Origin of the sequence: Micromonospora sp. ANENR4, assembly GCF_015354395.1 — a bacterium.
Classification (GTDB): Bacteria; Actinomycetota; Actinomycetes; order Mycobacteriales; family Micromonosporaceae; genus Micromonospora; species Micromonospora aurantiaca.
Genome location: NZ_JADKYQ010000001.1, coordinates 1 through 18,072, shown reverse-complemented (window position 1 = coordinate 18,072; position 18,072 = coordinate 1). Strand labels below are relative to the sequence as shown.

The 18,072-nt window shown below is 72.8% G+C and carries 14 protein-coding genes and 1 tRNA gene; 9 read left to right on the top strand and 6 right to left on the bottom strand.

The window, feature by feature from the left end:
- Positions 1–25 precede the first annotated feature (25 nt).
- Positions 26–970 (top strand): hypothetical protein, encoded by a 945-nt coding sequence (locus IRY44_RS00075; protein WP_194798446.1) that lies wholly within the window; start codon positions 26–28, stop codon positions 968–970.
- 3 nt (positions 971–973) lie between these two features.
- Here the strand turns inward: IRY44_RS00075 and mdlC are convergent, their stop codons facing one another.
- Positions 974–2,566 carry a benzoylformate decarboxylase gene (mdlC, locus tag IRY44_RS00070; RefSeq protein WP_194798445.1) on the bottom strand — a complete coding sequence of 531 codons (1,593 nt, stop codon included), beginning with the start codon at positions 2,564–2,566 and terminating at the stop codon, positions 974–976.
- Between the two features lie 109 nt (positions 2,567–2,675).
- Entirely contained in the window at positions 2,676–3,476 is an 801-nt protein-coding gene (locus IRY44_RS00065) for an S-methyl-5'-thioadenosine phosphorylase (protein ID WP_194798444.1), read from the bottom strand.
- A 148-nt stretch (positions 3,477–3,624) separates the two neighbouring features.
- On the opposite strand from IRY44_RS00065, the gene IRY44_RS00060 reads away from it, so the two are divergent.
- Complete coding sequence (locus tag IRY44_RS00060) at positions 3,625–4,215, top strand: YqgE/AlgH family protein (protein ID WP_018787607.1); 591 nt, start codon at positions 3,625–3,627, stop codon at positions 4,213–4,215.
- A 90-nt stretch (positions 4,216–4,305) separates the two neighbouring features.
- Positions 4,306–4,378, top strand: a tRNA-Ala gene (locus IRY44_RS00055).
- Positions 4,379–4,529: 151 nt separating this feature from the next.
- Here IRY44_RS00055 and IRY44_RS00050 read toward each other — a convergent pair.
- Positions 4,530–6,206 (bottom strand): DUF262 domain-containing protein, encoded by a 1,677-nt coding sequence (locus IRY44_RS00050; protein ID WP_194798443.1) that lies wholly within the window; start codon positions 6,204–6,206, stop codon positions 4,530–4,532.
- Positions 6,207–6,330: 124 nt separating this feature from the next.
- The gene (locus IRY44_RS00045; RefSeq protein WP_194798442.1) at positions 6,331–6,819 is read right to left on the bottom strand and encodes a DUF1772 domain-containing protein; all 489 of its coding nucleotides are present in this window, start codon (positions 6,817–6,819) and stop codon (positions 6,331–6,333) included.
- Between the two features lie 70 nt (positions 6,820–6,889).
- On the opposite strand from IRY44_RS00045, the gene IRY44_RS00040 reads away from it, so the two are divergent.
- Both IRY44_RS00040 and IRY44_RS00035 read left to right on the top strand, forming a co-directional pair.
- The gene (locus IRY44_RS00040; protein ID WP_194798441.1) at positions 6,890–7,834 is read left to right on the top strand and encodes an AraC family transcriptional regulator; all 945 of its coding nucleotides are present in this window, start codon (positions 6,890–6,892) and stop codon (positions 7,832–7,834) included.
- Positions 7,831–8,172, top strand: a complete 342-nt coding sequence (locus IRY44_RS00035) for a VOC family protein (RefSeq protein ID WP_194798440.1) — start codon at positions 7,831–7,833, stop codon at positions 8,170–8,172. Before IRY44_RS00040 ends, IRY44_RS00035 begins: the two co-directional genes overlap by 4 nt.
- 44 nt (positions 8,173–8,216) lie before the next feature.
- Here the strand turns inward: IRY44_RS00035 and IRY44_RS30540 are convergent, their stop codons facing one another.
- Entirely contained in the window at positions 8,217–9,731 is a 1,515-nt protein-coding gene (locus tag IRY44_RS30540; protein WP_370584808.1) for a DUF4153 domain-containing protein, read from the bottom strand.
- A gap of 1,098 nt (positions 9,732–10,829) precedes the next feature.
- Here IRY44_RS30540 and IRY44_RS00025 point away from each other — a divergent pair.
- Positions 10,830–11,726: a lytic polysaccharide monooxygenase gene (locus tag IRY44_RS00025; protein ID WP_194798438.1), complete on the top strand. Its 897-nt coding sequence runs from the start codon at positions 10,830–10,832 to the stop codon at positions 11,724–11,726.
- Between the two features lies 1 nt (position 11,727).
- Here the strand turns inward: IRY44_RS00025 and mgrA are convergent, their stop codons facing one another.
- On the bottom strand, positions 11,728–12,717 hold the full coding sequence (gene mgrA, locus IRY44_RS00020; protein WP_194798437.1) for an L-glyceraldehyde 3-phosphate reductase: 990 nt from the start codon (positions 12,715–12,717) through the stop codon (positions 11,728–11,730).
- Positions 12,718–12,774: 57 nt separating this feature from the next.
- On the opposite strand from mgrA, the gene IRY44_RS00015 reads away from it, so the two are divergent.
- The 3 genes from IRY44_RS00015 (at position 12,775) to IRY44_RS00005 (ending at position 17,268) form a co-directional block, all read left to right on the top strand.
- On the top strand, positions 12,775–13,743 hold the full coding sequence (locus IRY44_RS00015) for an aldo/keto reductase (protein ID WP_047894557.1): 969 nt from the start codon (positions 12,775–12,777) through the stop codon (positions 13,741–13,743).
- 70 nt (positions 13,744–13,813) lie between these two features.
- Positions 13,814–15,310, top strand: a complete 1,497-nt coding sequence (locus IRY44_RS00010) for a magnesium chelatase (RefSeq protein ID WP_194798436.1) — start codon at positions 13,814–13,816, stop codon at positions 15,308–15,310.
- A gap of 2 nt (positions 15,311–15,312) precedes the next feature.
- Entirely contained in the window at positions 15,313–17,268 is a 1,956-nt protein-coding gene (locus IRY44_RS00005; protein WP_194798435.1) for a VWA domain-containing protein, read from the top strand.
- The last annotated feature ends 804 nt before the right edge of the window (positions 17,269–18,072 follow it).

The window sequence follows — 18,072 nt, the reverse complement described above, 5'->3', positions numbered from 1 at the left end:
GGGACGGGCACGCGTCCAACCCCGTATGCGTCGCGTGCTCGCCCTGCTCGGGATCCCGTTGCTGGCCCTCTCCGCCTGCGCCACGCCCGGTGCCGATCCGGGGGTGGCCACGCCCGCCGGCCCGGACCAGCGGCCCGCGTTCACCGAGCGGGCGCGGGAGGTGGCGGCCGGCTGGCGGCCCGTACCGGGCTGGCACGACGGGTACGTCCCGCTCCAGGACGCCACGGTGCTCACCGGCGACCCGGGCACCACCGCGGAGACGAAGACGGCGTTCAACGCCGGCTGGTACCGGGACCAGATCCCGATCCCGGCCGACGTGCCGAAGGACGGCACGATCCGGTTCCCCGACGGCACGCTGCGGGTGCCGCTGGTGAGCGCCGCCGACGCGTACGCCCAACTCCACCAGGGTGATCCGCCGCCCTGCGACGGGCGTCCGGCCGCACCGGATCCGGCACCGACCGGGCGACCCGGCCCGAACGACCCGGTGTCGACCTCGGCGCCCGGCGCGTGCGTGGCGCTCACCGTGACCGGGGTGCGGCTGGGCAGCGCGCCGGTGTGGACCAGCCGAGGGCGTGCCGAGGTGCCCGCCTGGCTGTTCACCGTGGAGGAACTGGCCGTACCCGTGGCCCGGGTCGCTGTCGCGCCGCGCGTGACCGGCCGGGTTCCCGGCGGCGCGGTGCCCGGCACGCCGCTCCCGGCGGGCCTGGTGTCCGCGCAGCAACTACGGGCGGTGGAGGGCAACCGCATCGACTACCTGCTCGGCGTCGGCGCCTGCGACAGTCCGCCCACACCGCTGGTGCTGGAACGGCCGGACGTGGTGGTGATCGGCGGCGCCGTGGTCTCGCCCACCGGCCCCTGCACCCAGCAGCTCGTGCTGAAGCCGGTCAGCGTCACGCTCACCGCGCCGGTGGGCGGGCGCGTGGTGCTCGACGCCGGCAGCGGCGCCCCGCTGATCGTCCAGCCCGGCTGAGGCTCACAGGATCCGTGGCACGTCGGTGCTGATCGGCACCGGCAGCACCGTCGGTCGGTCCGCGGCGAGCGCCGCCTCGAGCGCCGCGCCGAGCCCGTCCGGCGTGGTCACCTCACCGGCGCACCCGTAGCCGTGCGCCACCGCCGTCACGTCCAACCCGGGCAGGTCCAGCGCCGGCACGCCAGGGGTGTGCTTCAGCTCGGCGAACGCCTTCAGGATCGCGTACTGCTGATTCACCGGGACCACGACGGCGAGCGGCAGACGCAGCCGCGCCGCCGTCCACAACGCCTGGACCGAGTAGTGGAACGAGCCGTCGCCGACCACCGCGACGACCGGGCGGCCACGCCCGGTGTCGCGCTCGGCGAGCGCCATGCCGACCGCCGCCGGCAGCCCGAAGCCGAGGCCGCCGCTGGCCATCGTCAGGTACGAGCGCGGCCGGTCGATCGGCAGCCGGCGGCGCAGCGCGGCCAGGTTGGACGGCGACTCCTGTACCAGCACCCCGTCCGCCGGCCACGCGTCCGCCAGCGCGGCGAACAGCGCGTCGGCGCTCGGCGGGTCGGCCGGCTCGGGCGGGGCCGGCTGCGGGCGCGGTGACGGCGCCGCCCGATCGGTCGGCGGCAGCAGCTCACACAGCGCGGCCAAGGTCAGCCCGGCGTCGCCGAGCAGGCTCTCCCCGACCGGGGCGCGGGCCGCCTCGTCCGGATCGTCGGTGACGTGCAGCAGCCGCGCGTCGCCGGGCAGGTAGTCACCAGGCACGTGCGGGTAGTAGCGGAACACCGGCGCGCCCACCACCAGCACCACGTCGTGGCCGCGCAGCGCCTCCGACAGCGGCCCGATCGCGTACGGCAGCACGCCCCGGAAGTGCGGATGCCGTTCGGGGAACACGGCGCGCTCCGGTGCCGGGGCGGCCCAGACCGGGGCGGCCAGGCGCTCGGCCAGCGCCACCGCGTCCGGCCAGGCGTCCGACCGGTCCACCGCCGCGCCGAGCACCAGTGCCGGGGCGCGGGCGGCGGCCAGCGCGCCGGCGAAGCTGCGCAGCCGGTCCGGGTCCGGCGCGATCCGGGTGGCGACGGTACGCACCTGCGGCGGCGGGTCGGCCGGACGGTCCCAGTCGTCCATCGGCAGGGAGAGGAAGACCGGCCCGGCCGGTGGCTGCACCGCCGAGGCGTACGCCCGCATGAAGGCCGCCGGGATGTCCTGCGCGCGGGCCGGCTCGTGGGCCCACTTGACGTACGGCTGGGCCAGCTCGACCGCCCGGGGGCTGGCCAGGCGCGGCTCGATCAGCAGCATCTCGCGGGTCTGCTGGCCGGCGCTGACGATCAGCGGGGTCCGGTTGTGCCAGGCGGTGACCAGGTTGCCCATGCCGTTGCCGGTGCCGGGCGCGGTGTGCAGGTTGACGTGCGCGGGCCGGCCGGTGCCCTGGGCGTAGCCGTCGGCCATCGCGACCGCCGACGCCTCCTGAAGCGCGTGCACGTAGTGGAAGTCGTCCGGGAAGTGCTGGAGGAACGGCTCCTCGGTCGAGCCAGGGTTGCCGAAGACGGTGGTCAGGCCGAGCGCGCGCAGCAGGTCGTAGGTCGCCTCCCGCACCGTCGCCATCGCCGGCTGCCTCCGTTCCGCACGCGGATGCCGGAGCCGGCCCGGTGCCCAGTCTCCCGACCAGCCGAATCTATCGGGCCGAAGACGACTTTTCGGGCGCTTCCCGCGCTCAGGGCAGCGGGAACGGCAGCTTGATCCCGTCCAGGGCGCTCCCGCACTCGCACTCCCGCTCGGCGGGCAGCGCCGCCACGGCGTCCAGCAGCAGCCCGCGCAGCCGGTCGGTGTTCTCCGCGAAGACCCGGAACACCTCCTCGTGGGTGACCGACTCGCCCGCCTCCACGCCCGCGTCCAGATCCGTCACCAGCGCGATCGACGTGTAGCAGAGGGCAAGCTCACGGGCCAGCACCGCCTCCGGGTGACCGGTCATGTTGACGATCGTGCCGCCCATCGAGGCGAACCAGCGCGACTCCGCCCGGGTCGAGAAGCGCGGACCCTCGACCACGACCACGGTCCCGCCGTCCACCGCCGGCACGCCACGCCCCGCCGCCGTGTCGAGCAGCGTGCGCCGCCCGGCCGGGCAGTACGGGTCGGCGAACGACACGTGCACCGCGCCCCTGTCGTAGTACGTCTGCGTGCGCCCGCTGGTGCGGTCGATCAACTGATCCGGCACCACGAACGTCCCCGGGCCCAGCTCCGGCCGCAGGCCGCCCACCGCGCACGGTGCCAGCACCTGGCGTACGCCGAGCGACCGCAGCGCCCACAGGTTCGCCCGGTACGGGATCAGGTGCGGCGGGTAACGGTGATCGCGTCCGTGGCGGGGCAGGAACGCCACCCGGCGACCGCCCACCTCGGCGACGGTGATCGGGCCCGACGGCTCGCCGTACGGGGTGTCCACCACGTGTTCCACCCCGTCGAGCAGGGCGTAGAGCCCCGACCCGCCGATCACCGCCAGTTCGGCCTGCGCCGCCATCCGGCCCTCCCTCGATCCGTCGCGATCACCCGCCGTCAGACCTTAACCAGCGGGCCGGGTGCAGGCTATGGTGCGTGACATGGCGTTGACAGGGTGGACGGTCGACGGCCTCGGGCCCGTACGGGCGCACGGCTGACGGGTGTCGGACATGCAGGGTGAGGGGCAGGCGATCGGTGGCCGAGCCATGGAGTCGATGACCGGACGACTGCTGGTCGCGACACCAGGGCTCAAGGATCCGAACTTCGACCGTACGGTCGTGCTGCTCGTCGCCCACGAACCCGGCGGCGCCCTCGGGGTGGTGCTGAACCGGGCCACCGAGGTCTCCGTGGCCGACGTGCTCGGCGACTGGAGCGACCTGGCCGGCGACCCGGCGGTGCTGTTCGAGGGCGGCCCGGTGCAGCCCGACTCCGCCATCTGCCTGGCCCGGATGCGGCACCCCGTCCGGCCGGTCAAGGGCTTCCACCGCGTCTCCGGCGCGGTCGGCACCATCGACCTCTCGGTCGACCCGGAGAAGCTGCGCGAGGCGGTCGGCGGGATCCGGGTGTTCGCCGGCTACTCCGGCTGGGGTGCCGGGCAGGTCGAGCGCGAGATCGAGGAGGGCTCCTGGTTCGTGTTCGACGCGCTGCCCGGTGACGCCTTCGTCGACCGGCCGGATGATCTCTGGCCGATGGTGCTGCGCCGGCAGGGCGGCATGATGGCGGCGGTGGCCCACTTCCCGCCGGACGTGGCACTGAACTGAGCCGGGTGCGGGGGCACCCCCGCGAGATGACCATGCCGGGCGGCGTGTGTATAGTTCTCTCCGTGCCCGGGCGACCGGGGACGACCGCAAGGGGCCGTGGCGCAGCTGGTAGCGCACCACACTGGCAGTGTGGGGGTCAGGGGTTCGAGTCCCCTCGGCTCCACCCAAGCGGAAAAGCCCTGGTGGGGAGAGATATCCCACCAGGGCTTTTCGCTATCTCAGGATCAGTTGGCCCTGCACTCGAGCGGGCGACAGGATGACGGTGGCGAAGGCCCACGCCTTCCCCGTCGCCTCGCCTCGAGCCCAGTCCGCGATCAGTCCTCCACCCACGCCTTCTTCAGCACGTTGAGTAGCGCGGCCTGACGCTTTCGCAAGACCTCCGGCGTCCACTGGTTCTCCAGGAGAACCTGGCTCGTTAGTGCGAACGTGGCGACGCCGTTCTTCCCGGCGAAGTAGGTGGCCTTCTTCTTCGTAAAGTCGAAGTTGCGCGCCTGCGAGTTCTTCGCGCGGTTCAGCAACACCAGGTTGGCGACGCGGTGCGTCCAGTACTCCCGTTGCTCATCGGTGAACCTGACCTTCCACAGCGAGGCGGGTGCCGGGTTCTGCGGCAGGACGTGCTCAACCGTGATGCGGGCATGCTCATATGTAACGCCAGGCGCGCCGGCCAGAAGTTCATCGAGACGCAGCAGCACGTAGCGGCGTACCTTCTCCTGGAGATAGAGGTCGCCGTTCAGCTTCTCCGTGACCTCCTTCTTCTCAACTTCGGAAAGCGCCAGCGACGGCGCGTCCAGTCCCTTTCCGTCGGCAAGCTCGCGCAGCAATGCGGCATAGCGCTGGGCCCGTGGGGTCGCGTAGACCCGGCGGATGAGCATGCTGGCTGCGAGCCGCTCGAGCGCCTTCAGGAAGTCATCCAGCCAGGCGGCATCGTCACCGTGGCGACGAAGTGCCCACAGGGCGGGCGGCAGCCAGTCGCTGTTGTCGATCTGAGCCAATCTCCGGAACCAGTTGTTGACCGGCTCTGCGCCCACCGGTGCTGCGTAGGTGAAGTCCCGGATCTGGCCGTAGGCTTCGGCGTACGGGGTCAGCACATCGTCGACGAAGGCGGCGCCCCTGCCCGGCAGGTAGTCAACGAGGACTTGTTCGGGGAACTCTCTGAGTAGTTCCTTTTCCGGACGTTTCATGGCGAAGATCATCCGGATGTGCTGGAAGAGTTCGGCGAAAAGCTCGCGGCCCACCAGCTCCTCAGCGCTCTCCCACTTCTCGGCGTATGCATCTGAGTCGTCGGAGGGCAGGCCGCCGATGATGTTCGACTTGAAGATGTCGGTGGGCAGAAGATCGAGCCCGCGGGCGTTCATTACGCTGAAGATGCGGTGGGCGCTGGCCAGATCTGGTGTGCTCACCACGACCAGGTAGGTGCGCGTGCTCAACATCCGCATGAGTTCGAGTCGGCGGTGGGACGGCCACTGTGCGAGGCGTCCGTGGAGGGCGTTCGCGTTCTCCTGGATGGCGCGCTGGGCGTCGTTCTTGACCACCGTGTGGTTGAGAGCCAGCAGATGAATAACGCTGCCGGTGCGTTGGACGTGATCCGCGAAGAACGCGCGGTCGCGTTTCCGTAGCATAAGACGCGGCTGCGAAGCCAGTCCTCGGATCTTGTCACCAGGCTCGGAGATCAGGTGGTCGAGGCTTGATCGAACCTCTTGGTCGTCGGTCAGATCGCGCAGGACCGCGAGCAGAATGGTCAGGGTTGTGAGGCGCTGCTGGCCGTCGATGACTTCGGCCGCCGGATCCTGCTTGTTCTTGACGAGGACGACGGATCCGAGGAAGTAGGGATCCGCGCTGTCGCGGTCGAGGGCCTCACTCAGATCATCCAGTAACTGCAACGCCTGTTCCTTGCGCCACGCATAGGGGCGTTGGTAATCAGGGATGCTGAAGCTGTATTCGCTGCAAAACACCTTGTGGAGCGGCATTTCGTGCGCCTCGAGTTGTGGCATTGGTGCATTATCCCTACCGGGTCTCCGGATGTCCCTCGCCCAGATGGTTATCCGCAACCCGCCTAACGAGCGGACCAGGAGAAGTGCTGGCGTCGCCGTTGATCAACTTCAGTGGTGCGGTTCCCTAACTGGTCACGCGGCCCGCGAGCACCAGCGCCCAGCACAGCGCGCCGAACCCGGCAGTGCTCGCCACCGTCCGGACCACGTTCCAGGTGACCCAGGCGGACTCGAAGCGCTCCCGCGCCGCTCCGAGATCCGCCGTGCCGGCCGCCGCGAGCGCGTCGTTCAGCGGCACGTTCACCGCCACCGTGACGACGAACATCACCAGGTACAGGGCCAGCCCGGCGACGATCCACGGCAGCGCCGGCCGGGTCGCCCCGCGCCACGCCAGCACCGCCGCGAGCGCCGCCAGCGCCGGCGTACCCAGGAACGCCAGCAGGAACCAGCCGTTGACGACTGAGACGTTGATGCGCTGCATGGCGTCCACGAACGTGCGGTCGTCCGCGCCGCGCAGCGCCGGCATCACGGCGTACGCGAACGCGGCGAACAGGCCCGCCATCAGACCGGCGCCGACTGTGGCGCCGACCAGCGTCAGTTGTTGTACGAGTCGCATGTCCTCATCGAACCGCCGGGCGATGAGACGGCACATGGTCAGGACGCGCGATCGTGTGTTCAATCGTCTCGTGGACGCCGTCTCCGGCCTGCTCGACGGTCCCCGGGCGCGGGGCGCCTTCCTGCTGCGTTCGATCCTCACCCCGCCCTGGTCGATGCTGATCCGGGACGAGGCGCCGCTCACGCTTGTCGCCGTGGTGCGGGGCGAGGGCTGGATCGTGCCGGAGGAGGGCGACGCCGCGCGGCTGACCGGCGGTGACGTGGCGATCGTGCGCGGGCCGGCCCCGTACACGGTGGCGGACGACCCGGCCACGGCGCCGCAGGTGGTAGTGCACCCGGGGCAGCGCTGCACCACACCGGACGGGCGCGAGCTGTTCGCGATGACACGCTGGGGCGTACGCACCTGGGGCAACGGGCCGGACGGCCGGACCGTGCTGCTCACCGGCACGTACCCGGTACGGGGCACTGTCGGGCGGCGGCTGCTGGACGCGCTGCCGCCGCTCGCGGTGGTGCGGCGCGAGTCGTGGGACACGCCGCTGGTGCCGCTGCTGGCCGCCGAGATCGTCAAGGACGACCCCGGCCAGGAGGCGGTGCTGGACCGCCTGCTCGACCTGCTGCTCATCGCCGCGCTGAGGGAGTGGTTCGCCCGGCCGGACGCCGCCGCCCCCGCCTGGTACCTGGCGTACGCCGATCCGGTGGTCGGCCGCGCGCTGCGCATGCTGCACCACGACCCGGCCCGGCCGTGGACGGTGGCGTCACTCGCCGCGGAGGTGGGGATGTCGCGGGCGGCGCTGGCCCGGCGCTTCACCGCGCTGGTCGGTGAGCCGCCCATGTCGTACCTGACGGGCTGGCGGCTGGCGCTCGCGGCCGACCTGCTCCGCGAGCCAGGCGCCACAGTCGGCGCGGTGGCCCGCCGGGTCGGCTACGGCAGTTCGTTCGCCCTGAGTGCGGCGTTCAAACGCCGGTACGGCGTGAGCCCGCGCCGGCACGTCGACCCGGATAGATTGGCCGGATGACTGTCGACCTGTTCGCCGGCGTCCCGGTGCGCGATCTCGCGGTGGCGACGGACTGGTACGAGCGGCTGTTCGGCGAACCGCCGCAGTTCCGGCCGAACGACAGCGAGGCGGTGTGGGAGCTGGCCGAGCACCGCTACCTCTACGTCGACGTGCGGCCCGAGCACGCCGGTCACGCCATGCAGACGGTAGTCGTCGACGACCTCGACTCCCGCGTCGCGGGGATCACCGCCCGCGGTCTGACGCCGACCGCGCAGGAGACCTACGACAACGGCGTCCGCAAGGTGATCTTCCACGACCCGGACGGCAACGAGATCGGCTTCGGCGGCGGTCCGGCCTGACCGGGCCGGCCGGGCCGCGGGGATTCGCGGCCCGGCCTGCGACGTCAGCGCGGGCGCCGGGTCTTCGGCAGGTCGAACTGGTCGGCCCGGCGGCAGTCCTTCGGGCCGCCGATCGCCTGCGGGCCGACCTCGTCGAGGGCCTTGCGGGCGCGCTGGCGGCCCAGGTTCCAGGCGTACCAGGGGTCGGGTTCGGCGAGGTCGTCGGCGATCCAGCTCAGCGTGCACCGGCGTACCGGGTCGGGGAGTTTGGCGAGCGCCGGGGTGGCGTCGGCGGACAGTGCCCGCAGGTACCAGGCGTCGATCTTGCCGGTCTGCTCGTACCGCAGCGTGTTGCGGCGGGCGACGTAGTCCTCCGGGTTGAGCACGGCCAGGCCGAGCAGCATCGCCACCGCCAGCGCGAGCGTGGTGCCGGGGATCCACCGGCCCCGCCACTTGACGCCGGCCGCGATGATCATCAGGAAGACCGTGCCGAGCAGCATCTCGAACGCCATCACGAAGATCCGCTCGCCGGTGAAGCTGTAGACCTTCTGGTACGTCCACATCCGGGACAACGCCGACGCCACGATCACCACGCTGAGCGCGCTGATCAGCCCGAGCAGCACGCGCAGCAGGATCCGCTCGACCGGCCGCTCCCGGCGTGCCCAGCGGCTCACCCCGCCGAGCACCGCCACCGTCAGCAGCGTGACGAAGAGCAGCTGCCAGAAGCCGCTGCGCGCGTACTCGGCGTAGCTGAGCCCGGCGATCCGCTGCACGTGCTGCTGCCCGCCGAAGAGCGTGGTGAACTGCACCACCACGAACCCGGCGAACAGCAGCGTGAGCGCGCCGATGGCCGGGGCCCACTCCAGCAGGCCGAGACGGCGTTCACCCTCGCGATCCACGGTGGACAGGTCGGGCGGCGCGGCGAGCGTGTAGAGCGCGGCAACCGCGATCAGACCGCCCACCACTGCGAGGAACAGCCAGCCGAACACCGTACCGATGTTGATCTCAGGGACGAGCGAACCGAGCGCCTCGGAGAACGCCGCGTCGGCCGACGCGAGCAGGCTGCCGAAGACCACGAGCACCACGACCGTGGCGACCACCGAGACGGTCACCTTGCGCACGGTCGCCTCCTGCGGCGAGGCGGTGATGTGCCGGCGTACCCACGGCAGGCCACGCAACGCCGCGAACGGCGTCGCCACCAGGCCGAACAGGACCGAGCGCACCAGCCGCCCGCCGATGATCGCCAGGGTGGCGCAGCCGAGCGCGCCGAGCACGCAGAACGTCACGAGCCACCAGGCGTTCCGGAACGCCGGCACGGCGATCAGGGCCAGCGCCGCAGCCGCCCACCCGGCCCGGATGAGCTTGTCGGCGCGCGGCAGGTCCGCGGTCTTCGACCGGACCGCCAGCACCACAGCGAGCGTGAGCGTGAGCCAGCCCAGGAACCAGCCGACGCCGACGCGGCCGAGCGGCACGAAGACCGCGCTGCCGACCGCGGCGGCCAGCACCGCGAGCGGCACCGCCCGCCCGGTCGCCGCCTTCGGGCCGGGCCACCGCGCGCCGAGGAACGAGGTCCGCGGCACCGGAGGTCGCGGCGCCCACGTCGGCGCCTGCGGGTGCCCGCTCCACCCCATTCCGGGGTACGGCGGCGCGGGCGCCAGCCCACCGCCGTGCGGAGGCGGGGTGCCCGGAGCGCGCTGAGTACCCGGCGCGGGCAGCGGCCCGGAGGCAGGCTGCGCGCCCGGCGCGGTCCATGCTCCGGAGACTGGCGCCTGCGTGGCGCCGGACGGGCCGGTAGCCGCTGGCGTGCCCGGGGGAGCGGCAGATGTCTGCGAGGCTCCCGACGGGCCGGAAGTCGCGGAAGCGGCCGTCCGCAGAGCACCATCGCCGGGGCGCGCGCCGGTCCCGGCTCCACCGGAGGCGGCCGTGGCCGCGTCTGCCGGGCCGGCATCCGGGGTGGACGATGCGGCGTCGCCGGTGGCCGGGGACGTTCCGCCAGCCTGCTCCCGGCGAGCCGCCGGAACGGCGTCCGGCGGGGCGGCGACAGGCCCTCCGCCCGCCGGACGGTCGGCGACGGGCTTCCCAGCCTCGGCTGCTGCCGCCGCACCCGATGCGGTCGGGCCGCTCGCGGCGGTGGAAGGAACCGAGCCCTCGGCCGGTGTGGACAGGGCGGCGGTGGTGCCGCTCGCGCCGGTGGCCGGGGCAGCGCCCTCCGCCGGGGAGCGCTCGGCGGCGGGCGCCGTCGCCTGGGCGGGCACCGCCGCCGGCTGGCCGGGTGCCCCCGGCTGGCCGGGCGCGGGGACCAGCGGGAGGAACAACGCGTACCCCTGGGTGCCGGGCGGCACGCTGACCGGAATGGCCCAGCCTGGTTGCCCCTCGGCACCGGGCCACGGCACCGGTGCGGGAGCGCCCTCCATCGTGGGCAGGACCAGCAGGTACGGCTGTGCGGGGGCGGGAACGTCGCCCGGTGCGGGACCGGCCGCGGGGGCGGCGCGGGACGACTCGGGGGACGGGACCGGCTCGGGCAAGGGACGCTCCTCGATCACAGGGTTTCGTCACTCTAGGGCCGTCAGGCGTCCGTCGCCGCCCCGGTTGTCCGTTCGGTCATGCCGCCCCGCCGATCGGCGCGGATCGAACCTTTGGCGGCTCGCGGCCGTACCAGTGCGCGGGAGGTCGATCACATGGCCGCACGTCGCGCGTTCGCCGCGTTCGCCGCCGTCGCCGCGACGGTGCCGCTGACCGCCGCGCCGGCCGCGGCGCACGGTGCGCCGACCAGCCCGCTGAGCCGGGCCGCCGCGTGCGGGCCCGAGGGTGGCCGGGCGCAGACGCCCGCCTGCCGGGCCGCGGTCGCCGCCGGAGCGGCGGTACGCGAGTGGGACAACATCCGGGTGGCCCGGATCGACGGGCGGGACCGGGAACGCATTCCGGACGGGGAACTGTGCAGCGGCGGGCTGTCCGCGTATCGGGGGCTGGACCTGGCGCGTGCCGACTGGCCCGCCACCACGCTCACGGCCGGTGCCCGGCACACGTTCCGCTACCGCACCACCATCCCGCACCGGGGCACGTTCCGGTACTACGTCACCACCGGCTCGTACTCGCCGAAGCGCGTGCTCACCTGGGCGGATCTGGAGGAGAAACCGTTCCTCGAGGTCACCGACCCGCCGATCCGCGCGGGCGCGTACGAGATGCGGGGGAAGCTGCCGACCGACCGGACCGGCCGGCACCTCGTCTACGTCATCTGGCAGAACTCGGACACCCAGGACACGTACTACTCCTGCTCGGACGTGATCTTCCGGGCGGCACGCGGTGAGCCGGACCCGCCGCCGGCAGCGCCGAAGGCGAGCGCGTCGCCTCCGCGTACCCTCGCCGTGCCGGCGGCCGACGACGAGCCGGCGGTGCCGGTCGCGACGGTGACCGACGGCGGACCGCTGTCCCGGCCGCTCGTGGTCGGCGCTGCGGCGCTCGTCGTCGCGCTGCTCGCGGCGGCGGTGGTCGGACTGCGGCGGGCCGGCGGGCCGCCGCCCGGGCGGCCGTGCGGGATCCGCAACCACCGCGCCGGGCGGCGCCGCATCTGGTGACTCAGCCGAGCAAGCTCTCGATCTCCGCCAGGTCGTCACCGGCGAGGTCGAGGTTGTTCACCGCGGCCACGTTGCCCTCCAGTTGCCCGACGCTGCTCGCGCCGATGATGAGGCTGGTCATGCGCGGGTCGCGCAGCGCCCACGTCAAGGCGAGCTGCGCGAGGGTCTGCCCGCGTCGCTCGGCCACCGCGGCGAGCCCTCGGACCGTCGCCATCGTCTCCTCGTCGAGGTCGCTCTCGTTCAGGAAGACGCTCGTGCGGACCCGGGAGTCGGCCGGGATGCCCTTCAGGTAGCGGTCGGTGAGCAGGCCCTGGGCGAGCGGGCTGTAGGCGATGCAGCCGGCGCCGACGCGCTCCAGCGTGTCCAGCAGGCCGTCGCTCTCCGTCCAGCGGTTCATCATCGAGTACGACGGCTGGTTGATCAGCAGCGGCGTGCCCAGGTCGCGCAGGATCGCGGCGGCCCGCTCGGTCTGCTCCGAGTCGTAGTTGGAGATGCCCACGTAGAGCGCCTTGCCGGAGCGGACGATCGCGTCGAGTGCGCCCATCGTCTCATCCAGCGGGGTCTCCGGGTCGAACCGGTGCGAGTAGAAGATGTCGACGTAGTCCAGCCCGAGGCGGCGCAGTGACTGGTCCAGCGACGAGATCAGGTACTTGCGCGAGCCCCACTCGCCGTACGGGCCCTGCCACATCAGATAGCCGGCCTTGCTGGAGATCACCAGCTCGTCCCGGTACGGCTTCAGGTCGGCGGCGAGCAGCCGGCCGAAGTTCTCCTCCGCCGAACCGGGCGGCGGGCCGTAGTTGTTGGCCAGGTCGAAGTGGGTGATGCCGAGGTCGAAGGCGCGGCGGACGATGTCGCGCTGCCGCTCGAAGGGGCGGTCCGGTCCGAAGTTGTGCCACAGGCCGAGGGAGATGACGGGGAGCTTCAGCCCGCTCCGGCCGCTGCGCCGGTAGATCATCTCGTGGTAACGGTCGTCGCTGGCGAGGTAGGTCACCAGGCCATTCTGTCCGGACCGGAGTGCGCACGCAGCGGCGCGGGTACGTTCGGCCTCATGCGTTACGTGCGGCTCGACACCCCCAAGCCCATCTCCAAGATCGGCCTCGGCACCTGGCAGTTCGGTTCCAAGGAGTGGGGCTACGGCCCCGAGTACGAGCGCCGGGCCGCCGAGATCGTCCGTCGGGCGCTCGACCTGGGCGTCACCCTGTTCGACACCGCCGAGCTGTACGGCTTCGGCCGCAGCGAACGCATCCTCGGTGCGGCACTGGGCGACGACCGGGCCAAGGTCGTGGTCGCCACCAAGATCTTCCCGTTGCTGCCGGTCGCCCCGGTGGTGCAGCAGCGCGCGGTCGCCTCCGCCGCCCGGCTCGGCGTCGACGGCATCGACCTCTACCAGGTGCACCAGGCCAACCCGGTGGTCGCCGACACCACCACCATGCGCGGCATGCGCTCGCTGCAGGACGTCGGGCTGGTCGGCGAGGTCGGCGTCAGCAACTACGGCCTGCGCCGGTGGCGGTTCGCCGAGGCCGCGCTGGGCCGCCGGGTGCTGAGCAACCAGGTCCGCTACAGCATGATCGACCGCGGCCCCGAGGAAGACCTCATCCCGTACGCGGAGCAGGCCGGCCGGATCGTCATCGCGTACTCGCCGCTGGCGCAGGGTTTCCTCTCCGGCCGCTACGACGCCACGAACCCGCCGGCCGGGGCGGTACGCCGGGCCAACCCGTACTTCCTGCCGGAGAACCTGGAACGCGGCACCGCGCTGATCGCCACGCTGCGCGAGGTGGCCGACGCGCACGACGCCACGCCGAGCCAGATCGCGCTCGCGTACGTGCTGCGGCACCCGAACGTGGTGGCCATCCCCGGTGCCTCCGGGGTCGAGCAGATGGAACGCAACGCCGCCGCCGCCGAGATCGACCTCGCCGACGACGAGTACGCCGCACTGGTCGCCGCCGCGCACGCGTTCCGCCCGGTCACCGGGCTGGCCGCCGTACCCCGGATGGTCCGCGCCCGCCTCGGTAAGTGAGCGGCGTTCCGGTGGCGTCCGTGGTCGGCTGAGTGACGACGGGCGCCGCCGGTCATCGGACCGCGCTAGCGTGGGTCGGGTGACCGCTCCCAACCAGGTTTCCCCGGTCCCGCCCGCCGACCTGCCGAGCACGCTCGGCGAGCTGCGCGCGACCGGCCACCGCTACCGCACGGTCAAACAGGAACTCCGAGACAACCTCCTCGTCCGGATGGGCTCCGGCGAGGAACGCTTCCCCGGCATCGTGGGCTACGAGGACACGGTGCTGCCCGAGGTCGAGCGCGCGCTGCTCGCCGGGCACGACATGGTGCTGCTCGGCGAGCGCGGGCAGGGCAAGACCCGGCTGATCCGCTCGCTCGGCGCGCTGCTCGACGAGTGGACCCCGGTGATCCCCGGCTCGGTACTCAACGAGCACCCGATGCACCCGCTCACCCCGGCGTCCCAGGCGCTCGTCGACTCGGCCGGCGACGACCTGGCGATCGGGTGGCTGCACCGCTCGATGCGGTACGGCGAGAAGCTCGCCACGCCGGACACCAGCGTCGGTGACCTGATCGGCGACGTCGACCCGATCCGCCTCGCCCAGGGCCGCACGCTCGGTGACCCGGAGACCATCCACTTCGGGCTCGTACCGCGCACCAACCGGGGCGTCTTCGCCGTCAACGAGCTGCCCGACCTGGCCGAACGCATTCAGGTGGCGCTGCTCAACGTGCTGGAGGAGCGCGACATCCAGGTCCGCGGCTACCAGCTGCGGCTGCCGCTGGACCTGCTGCTGGTGGCGAGCGCCAACCCGGAGGACTACACCAACCGGGGCCGGATCATCACGCCCCTGAAGGACCGGTTCGGCGCGGAGATCCGTACCCACTACCCGCTCGACCTCGACCTGGAGCTGGCACTGATCCGGCAGGAGGCCGACCTGGTCGCCGTCGTACCTGAGCACGTGCTGGAGGTGCTGGCCCGGTTCGCCCGCGACGTGCGGGAGTCCCCGTCGGTGGACCCGCGCTCCGGCGTGTCCGCCCGGTTCGCCATCGCCGCCGCGGAGACGGTCGCCGCCGCCGCGTTGCGCCGTTCGGGTCTGCTGGCCGGTGCCTCTGCCGTCGCTGGTGCCTCGGGTGGCGGCGCTGCGTCTGCGTCTGCCTCTCGTCCGGAGGCGCCGGTGGCCCGGATCGGGGACACCGTCTCCGTCACCTCCACGCTGCGCGGCAAGGTCGAGTTCGAGAGCGGCGAAGAGGGGCGCGAGATCGAGGTGCTCGCGCACCTGCTGCGTACCGCCACCGCCGAGACGTTCCGCGCCCGCCTCGCCGGGCTCGACCTGTCCGGCTTCACCGCGATCGTCGCCGAGGGCGGCGCCGTCGAGACCGGGGAACTGGTCTCCTCGGCCGAGCTGTTGCGCCAGGTCGGGACCGTGCCGGGGCTGGCCAAGGTGCTCGACCGGCTCGGGCTCGGCGACGCGCCCAGCCCGGAGGAGGCGGCAGCCGGCATCGAGTTCGTGCTGGAAGGGCTGCACCTGACCCGCCGGCTCGGCAAGGACGTCACCGACACCGGGCGCACCGTCTACGGGGACCGGGACTGACAATGGCCGGCGGCAACCGCTTCCGGTACGGGCAGTGGCGCGGCGGACCCGACCCGCTCGCCCCGCCGTACGACGTGCGCGCCGCGGTGGACGCGGTCGGCTCGGACGTGCTCGCCGGCGGCAGCCTGCGCGAATCGCTGCGCGAGCTGCTACGGCGCGGCCCGCAGGGGCGTGGCGGGCTCGACGACCTGGCCGCCCGCGCCCGCCGCCTCCGCCGGGAGGCGCTGCGCCGGGGCGACCTGGACGGCGCCGTCACCCGGGCCCGGGCCCTGCTCGACCAGGCGCTCGCCGCCGAACGCGACGAGCTGCGCGGCCGCGACGGCGACGACGCCCGGTTCGCCGAGGCCGTGCTCGACAACCTGCCCCGCTCCACCGCCCGTGCCGTGTCGGAGCTTTCCGGGTACGACTGGGCCAGCGCCGAGGCGCGGCAGACGTACCAGCGGATCCTCGACGGGCTGCGCGGCGACGTGCTGGAGCAGCGATTCGCCGGGCTGCGCGACGCGGCCCGGGCCACCGCCGACCCGGCCGTCCAGCGGCAGCTCGCCGAGATGATGCGCGACCTCAACGACCTGCTCGCCCGGCACGCCCGCGCCGAGGACACCACCGACGCGTTCGCCGAGTTCATGCGCCGCCACGGCGAGTTCTTCCCGGAACGCCCCAGGGATGTCGACGAGCTGATCGACGTACTGGCCCGGCGGGCCGCCGCCGGTGAGCGGCTCATGCGGTCGCTGTCGGACCGGCAACGCGAGGAACTGGCCGGGCTGATGCGCCAGTCGCTCGGCGACCGGCTCGCCGGCGAACTGTCCCAGCTCGACGCCCACCTGCGGTCGCTGCGGCCGGACCTGAACTGGCAGCGCGGCGAGCGGGTCCGCGGCGACCAGCCGCTCGGCTACGGCGAGGCCACCGGCGCGCTCGACGAGATCGCCGAACTCGACGAGCTGCTGGACTCCCTCGACCAGGACCAGCCCGGCGCCACGCTCGACGACGTCGACGTGGAGGCCGTCGCCCGGACGCTGGGCCGGGACGCCGCCGACGACGTACGCCGGTTGCGGGAGCTGGAACGCGAACTGCGCCGCCAGGGCTGGGTCACCCGCGATGCGGACGGCCTGACGCTCAGCCCCAAGGCGCTGCGCCGGCTCGCGAGCACCGCGCTGCGGCGGGTCTTCGCCGACCTGACCGCCGGCCCGCGCGGCCAGCACGACCTCCGCACGGCGGGCGCGGCGGGCGAGGTGAGCGGGGCGTCCCGCCCCTGGGAGTACGGCGACGAGCAGCCGCTGGACGTGGTGCGCACGCTCACCCGCGCGGTACGACGGGCCGGTCCCGGAGTGCCGGTGCCGCTCGCGGTCGAGGACTTCGAGGTGGTGGAGACCGAACGGCGGGCGTCGGCGGCGGTGGTGCTCTGCGTCGACCTGTCGTACTCGATGATCTCGCAGGGCCGCTGGGGCCCGATGAAGCAGACCGCGCTGGCCCTGTCGCATCTGATGGCGACCCGGTTCCCGCAGGACGCGCTGCAGATCGTCGGCTTCGGCCGGGAGGCGATGCCGCTGACCCAGCAGGAGCTTGCGGCGGTGGAGCCGGACATGCAGCAGGGCACCAACCTCCAGCACGCGCTGCGGATCGCCGGCCGGCACCTGCGCCGCCACCCGGGTGCCGAGCCGGTGGTGCTTGTGGTCACCGACGGCGAGCCGACAGCGCACCTGGACCCGGAGGACGGTGAGGCGTACTTCCACTGGCCGCCGTTGCCGGAGACCATCTCGGCGACGATCCGGGAGGTGGACCGGCTGACCCGGTACGGCGCGACGCTCAACCTGTTCATGCTGGGCGATGATCCAGGGCTGCGCCGGTTCGTGGACGCGGTGGCGCGGCGTTCGGGTGGCCGCATGTTCACCCCGGACCTGGACGACCTGGGCGAGTACGTGGTTTCCGACTACCTTCGTGCTCGCCACGGCCGCCGCTGACCCTGCTGCTCCCCGCCCCGACGCCGATCTTGGAGTTGTGGCACCCGGGATGCCCGACTCACGGCTTTCGCGAGGCGCCACAACTCCAAGATTGCCGCATCCGTCGCCAGTTCACCCGCGATCTTGCACTTGCTGCCCGGGCAAACCTCGCAAACGGGATGCCGGGAGGGCGTGAACTGCAAGATCGCCCGTGTCGCCTGCGGCGCCCTTCGGGTCAGCCCTGCCCGGTCGCGTCGATCATGAACTTGGCGGCGCTTGGTGTCCGTTTTGTCGCTGCCAACCTCATGATCGACGCTGCGGGCGCCCGGGAAGGGTTTCTCCTGGGGTGATCAAGGAGTTTGTGCCCTCGGCAGCGCCGGAAAGTGCCGCAAACTCCTTGATCACCGGGTGTAGAGCGGGGTGTCCGGGTTGGGGGTGGTGGGCGGCACTCTGGTGGCGGAATCGTGGGCGGGTGCCGGGCGTTGTAACCGGGTGAACGACCGAGCACTGGCCGCCGCCGAGCGAGGCGGTGCCGGCTGTGGGCACAGCCCAGGCCGCGGTCGTTGAGTACGTCTCCGACGGCCTGAGCCGCAGGCAATCACCCCGGCCGGCGGGTCGTTGACGATGGTTGCGACGACGCGTCAGGGCCCGGGAATGATCCTGGCCGGCTGGTCGTTGAACACGGTTCCGACGACGTGAACCGCTCGCACCGCACCCCCGGTGGTGGCGTGAGGCGCCCGGGAATGATGCCGGGCCGCTGGTCGTTGGACATGCTTCCGGCGCCGCGTAGAGGCCCCCGCCCCCGCGAGCAGCCGGGATCCCCCC

Coding starts and splice junctions, on each gene's coding strand:
- IRY44_RS00050 (WP_194798443.1), bottom strand. CDS start 6,206: ATGCCACAACTCGAGGCGCACGAAATGCCGCTCCACAAGGTGTTTTGC.
- IRY44_RS00035 (WP_194798440.1), top strand. CDS start 7,831: ATGACTGTCGACCTGTTCGCCGGCGTCCCGGTGCGCGATCTCGCGGTG.
- IRY44_RS00075 (WP_194798446.1), top strand. CDS start 26: ATGCGTCGCGTGCTCGCCCTGCTCGGGATCCCGTTGCTGGCCCTCTCC.
- mdlC (WP_194798445.1), bottom strand. CDS start 2,566: ATGGCGACGGTGCGGGAGGCGACCTACGACCTGCTGCGCGCGCTCGGC.
- IRY44_RS00065 (WP_194798444.1), bottom strand. CDS start 3,476: ATGGCGGCGCAGGCCGAACTGGCGGTGATCGGCGGGTCGGGGCTCTAC.
- IRY44_RS00005 (WP_194798435.1), top strand. CDS start 15,313: ATGGCCGGCGGCAACCGCTTCCGGTACGGGCAGTGGCGCGGCGGACCC.
- IRY44_RS00025 (WP_194798438.1), top strand. CDS start 10,830: ATGGCCGCACGTCGCGCGTTCGCCGCGTTCGCCGCCGTCGCCGCGACG.
- IRY44_RS00060 (WP_018787607.1), top strand. CDS start 3,625: ATGCAGGGTGAGGGGCAGGCGATCGGTGGCCGAGCCATGGAGTCGATG.
- IRY44_RS00045 (WP_194798442.1), bottom strand. CDS start 6,819: ATGCGACTCGTACAACAACTGACGCTGGTCGGCGCCACAGTCGGCGCC.
- IRY44_RS00015 (WP_047894557.1), top strand. CDS start 12,775: ATGCGTTACGTGCGGCTCGACACCCCCAAGCCCATCTCCAAGATCGGC.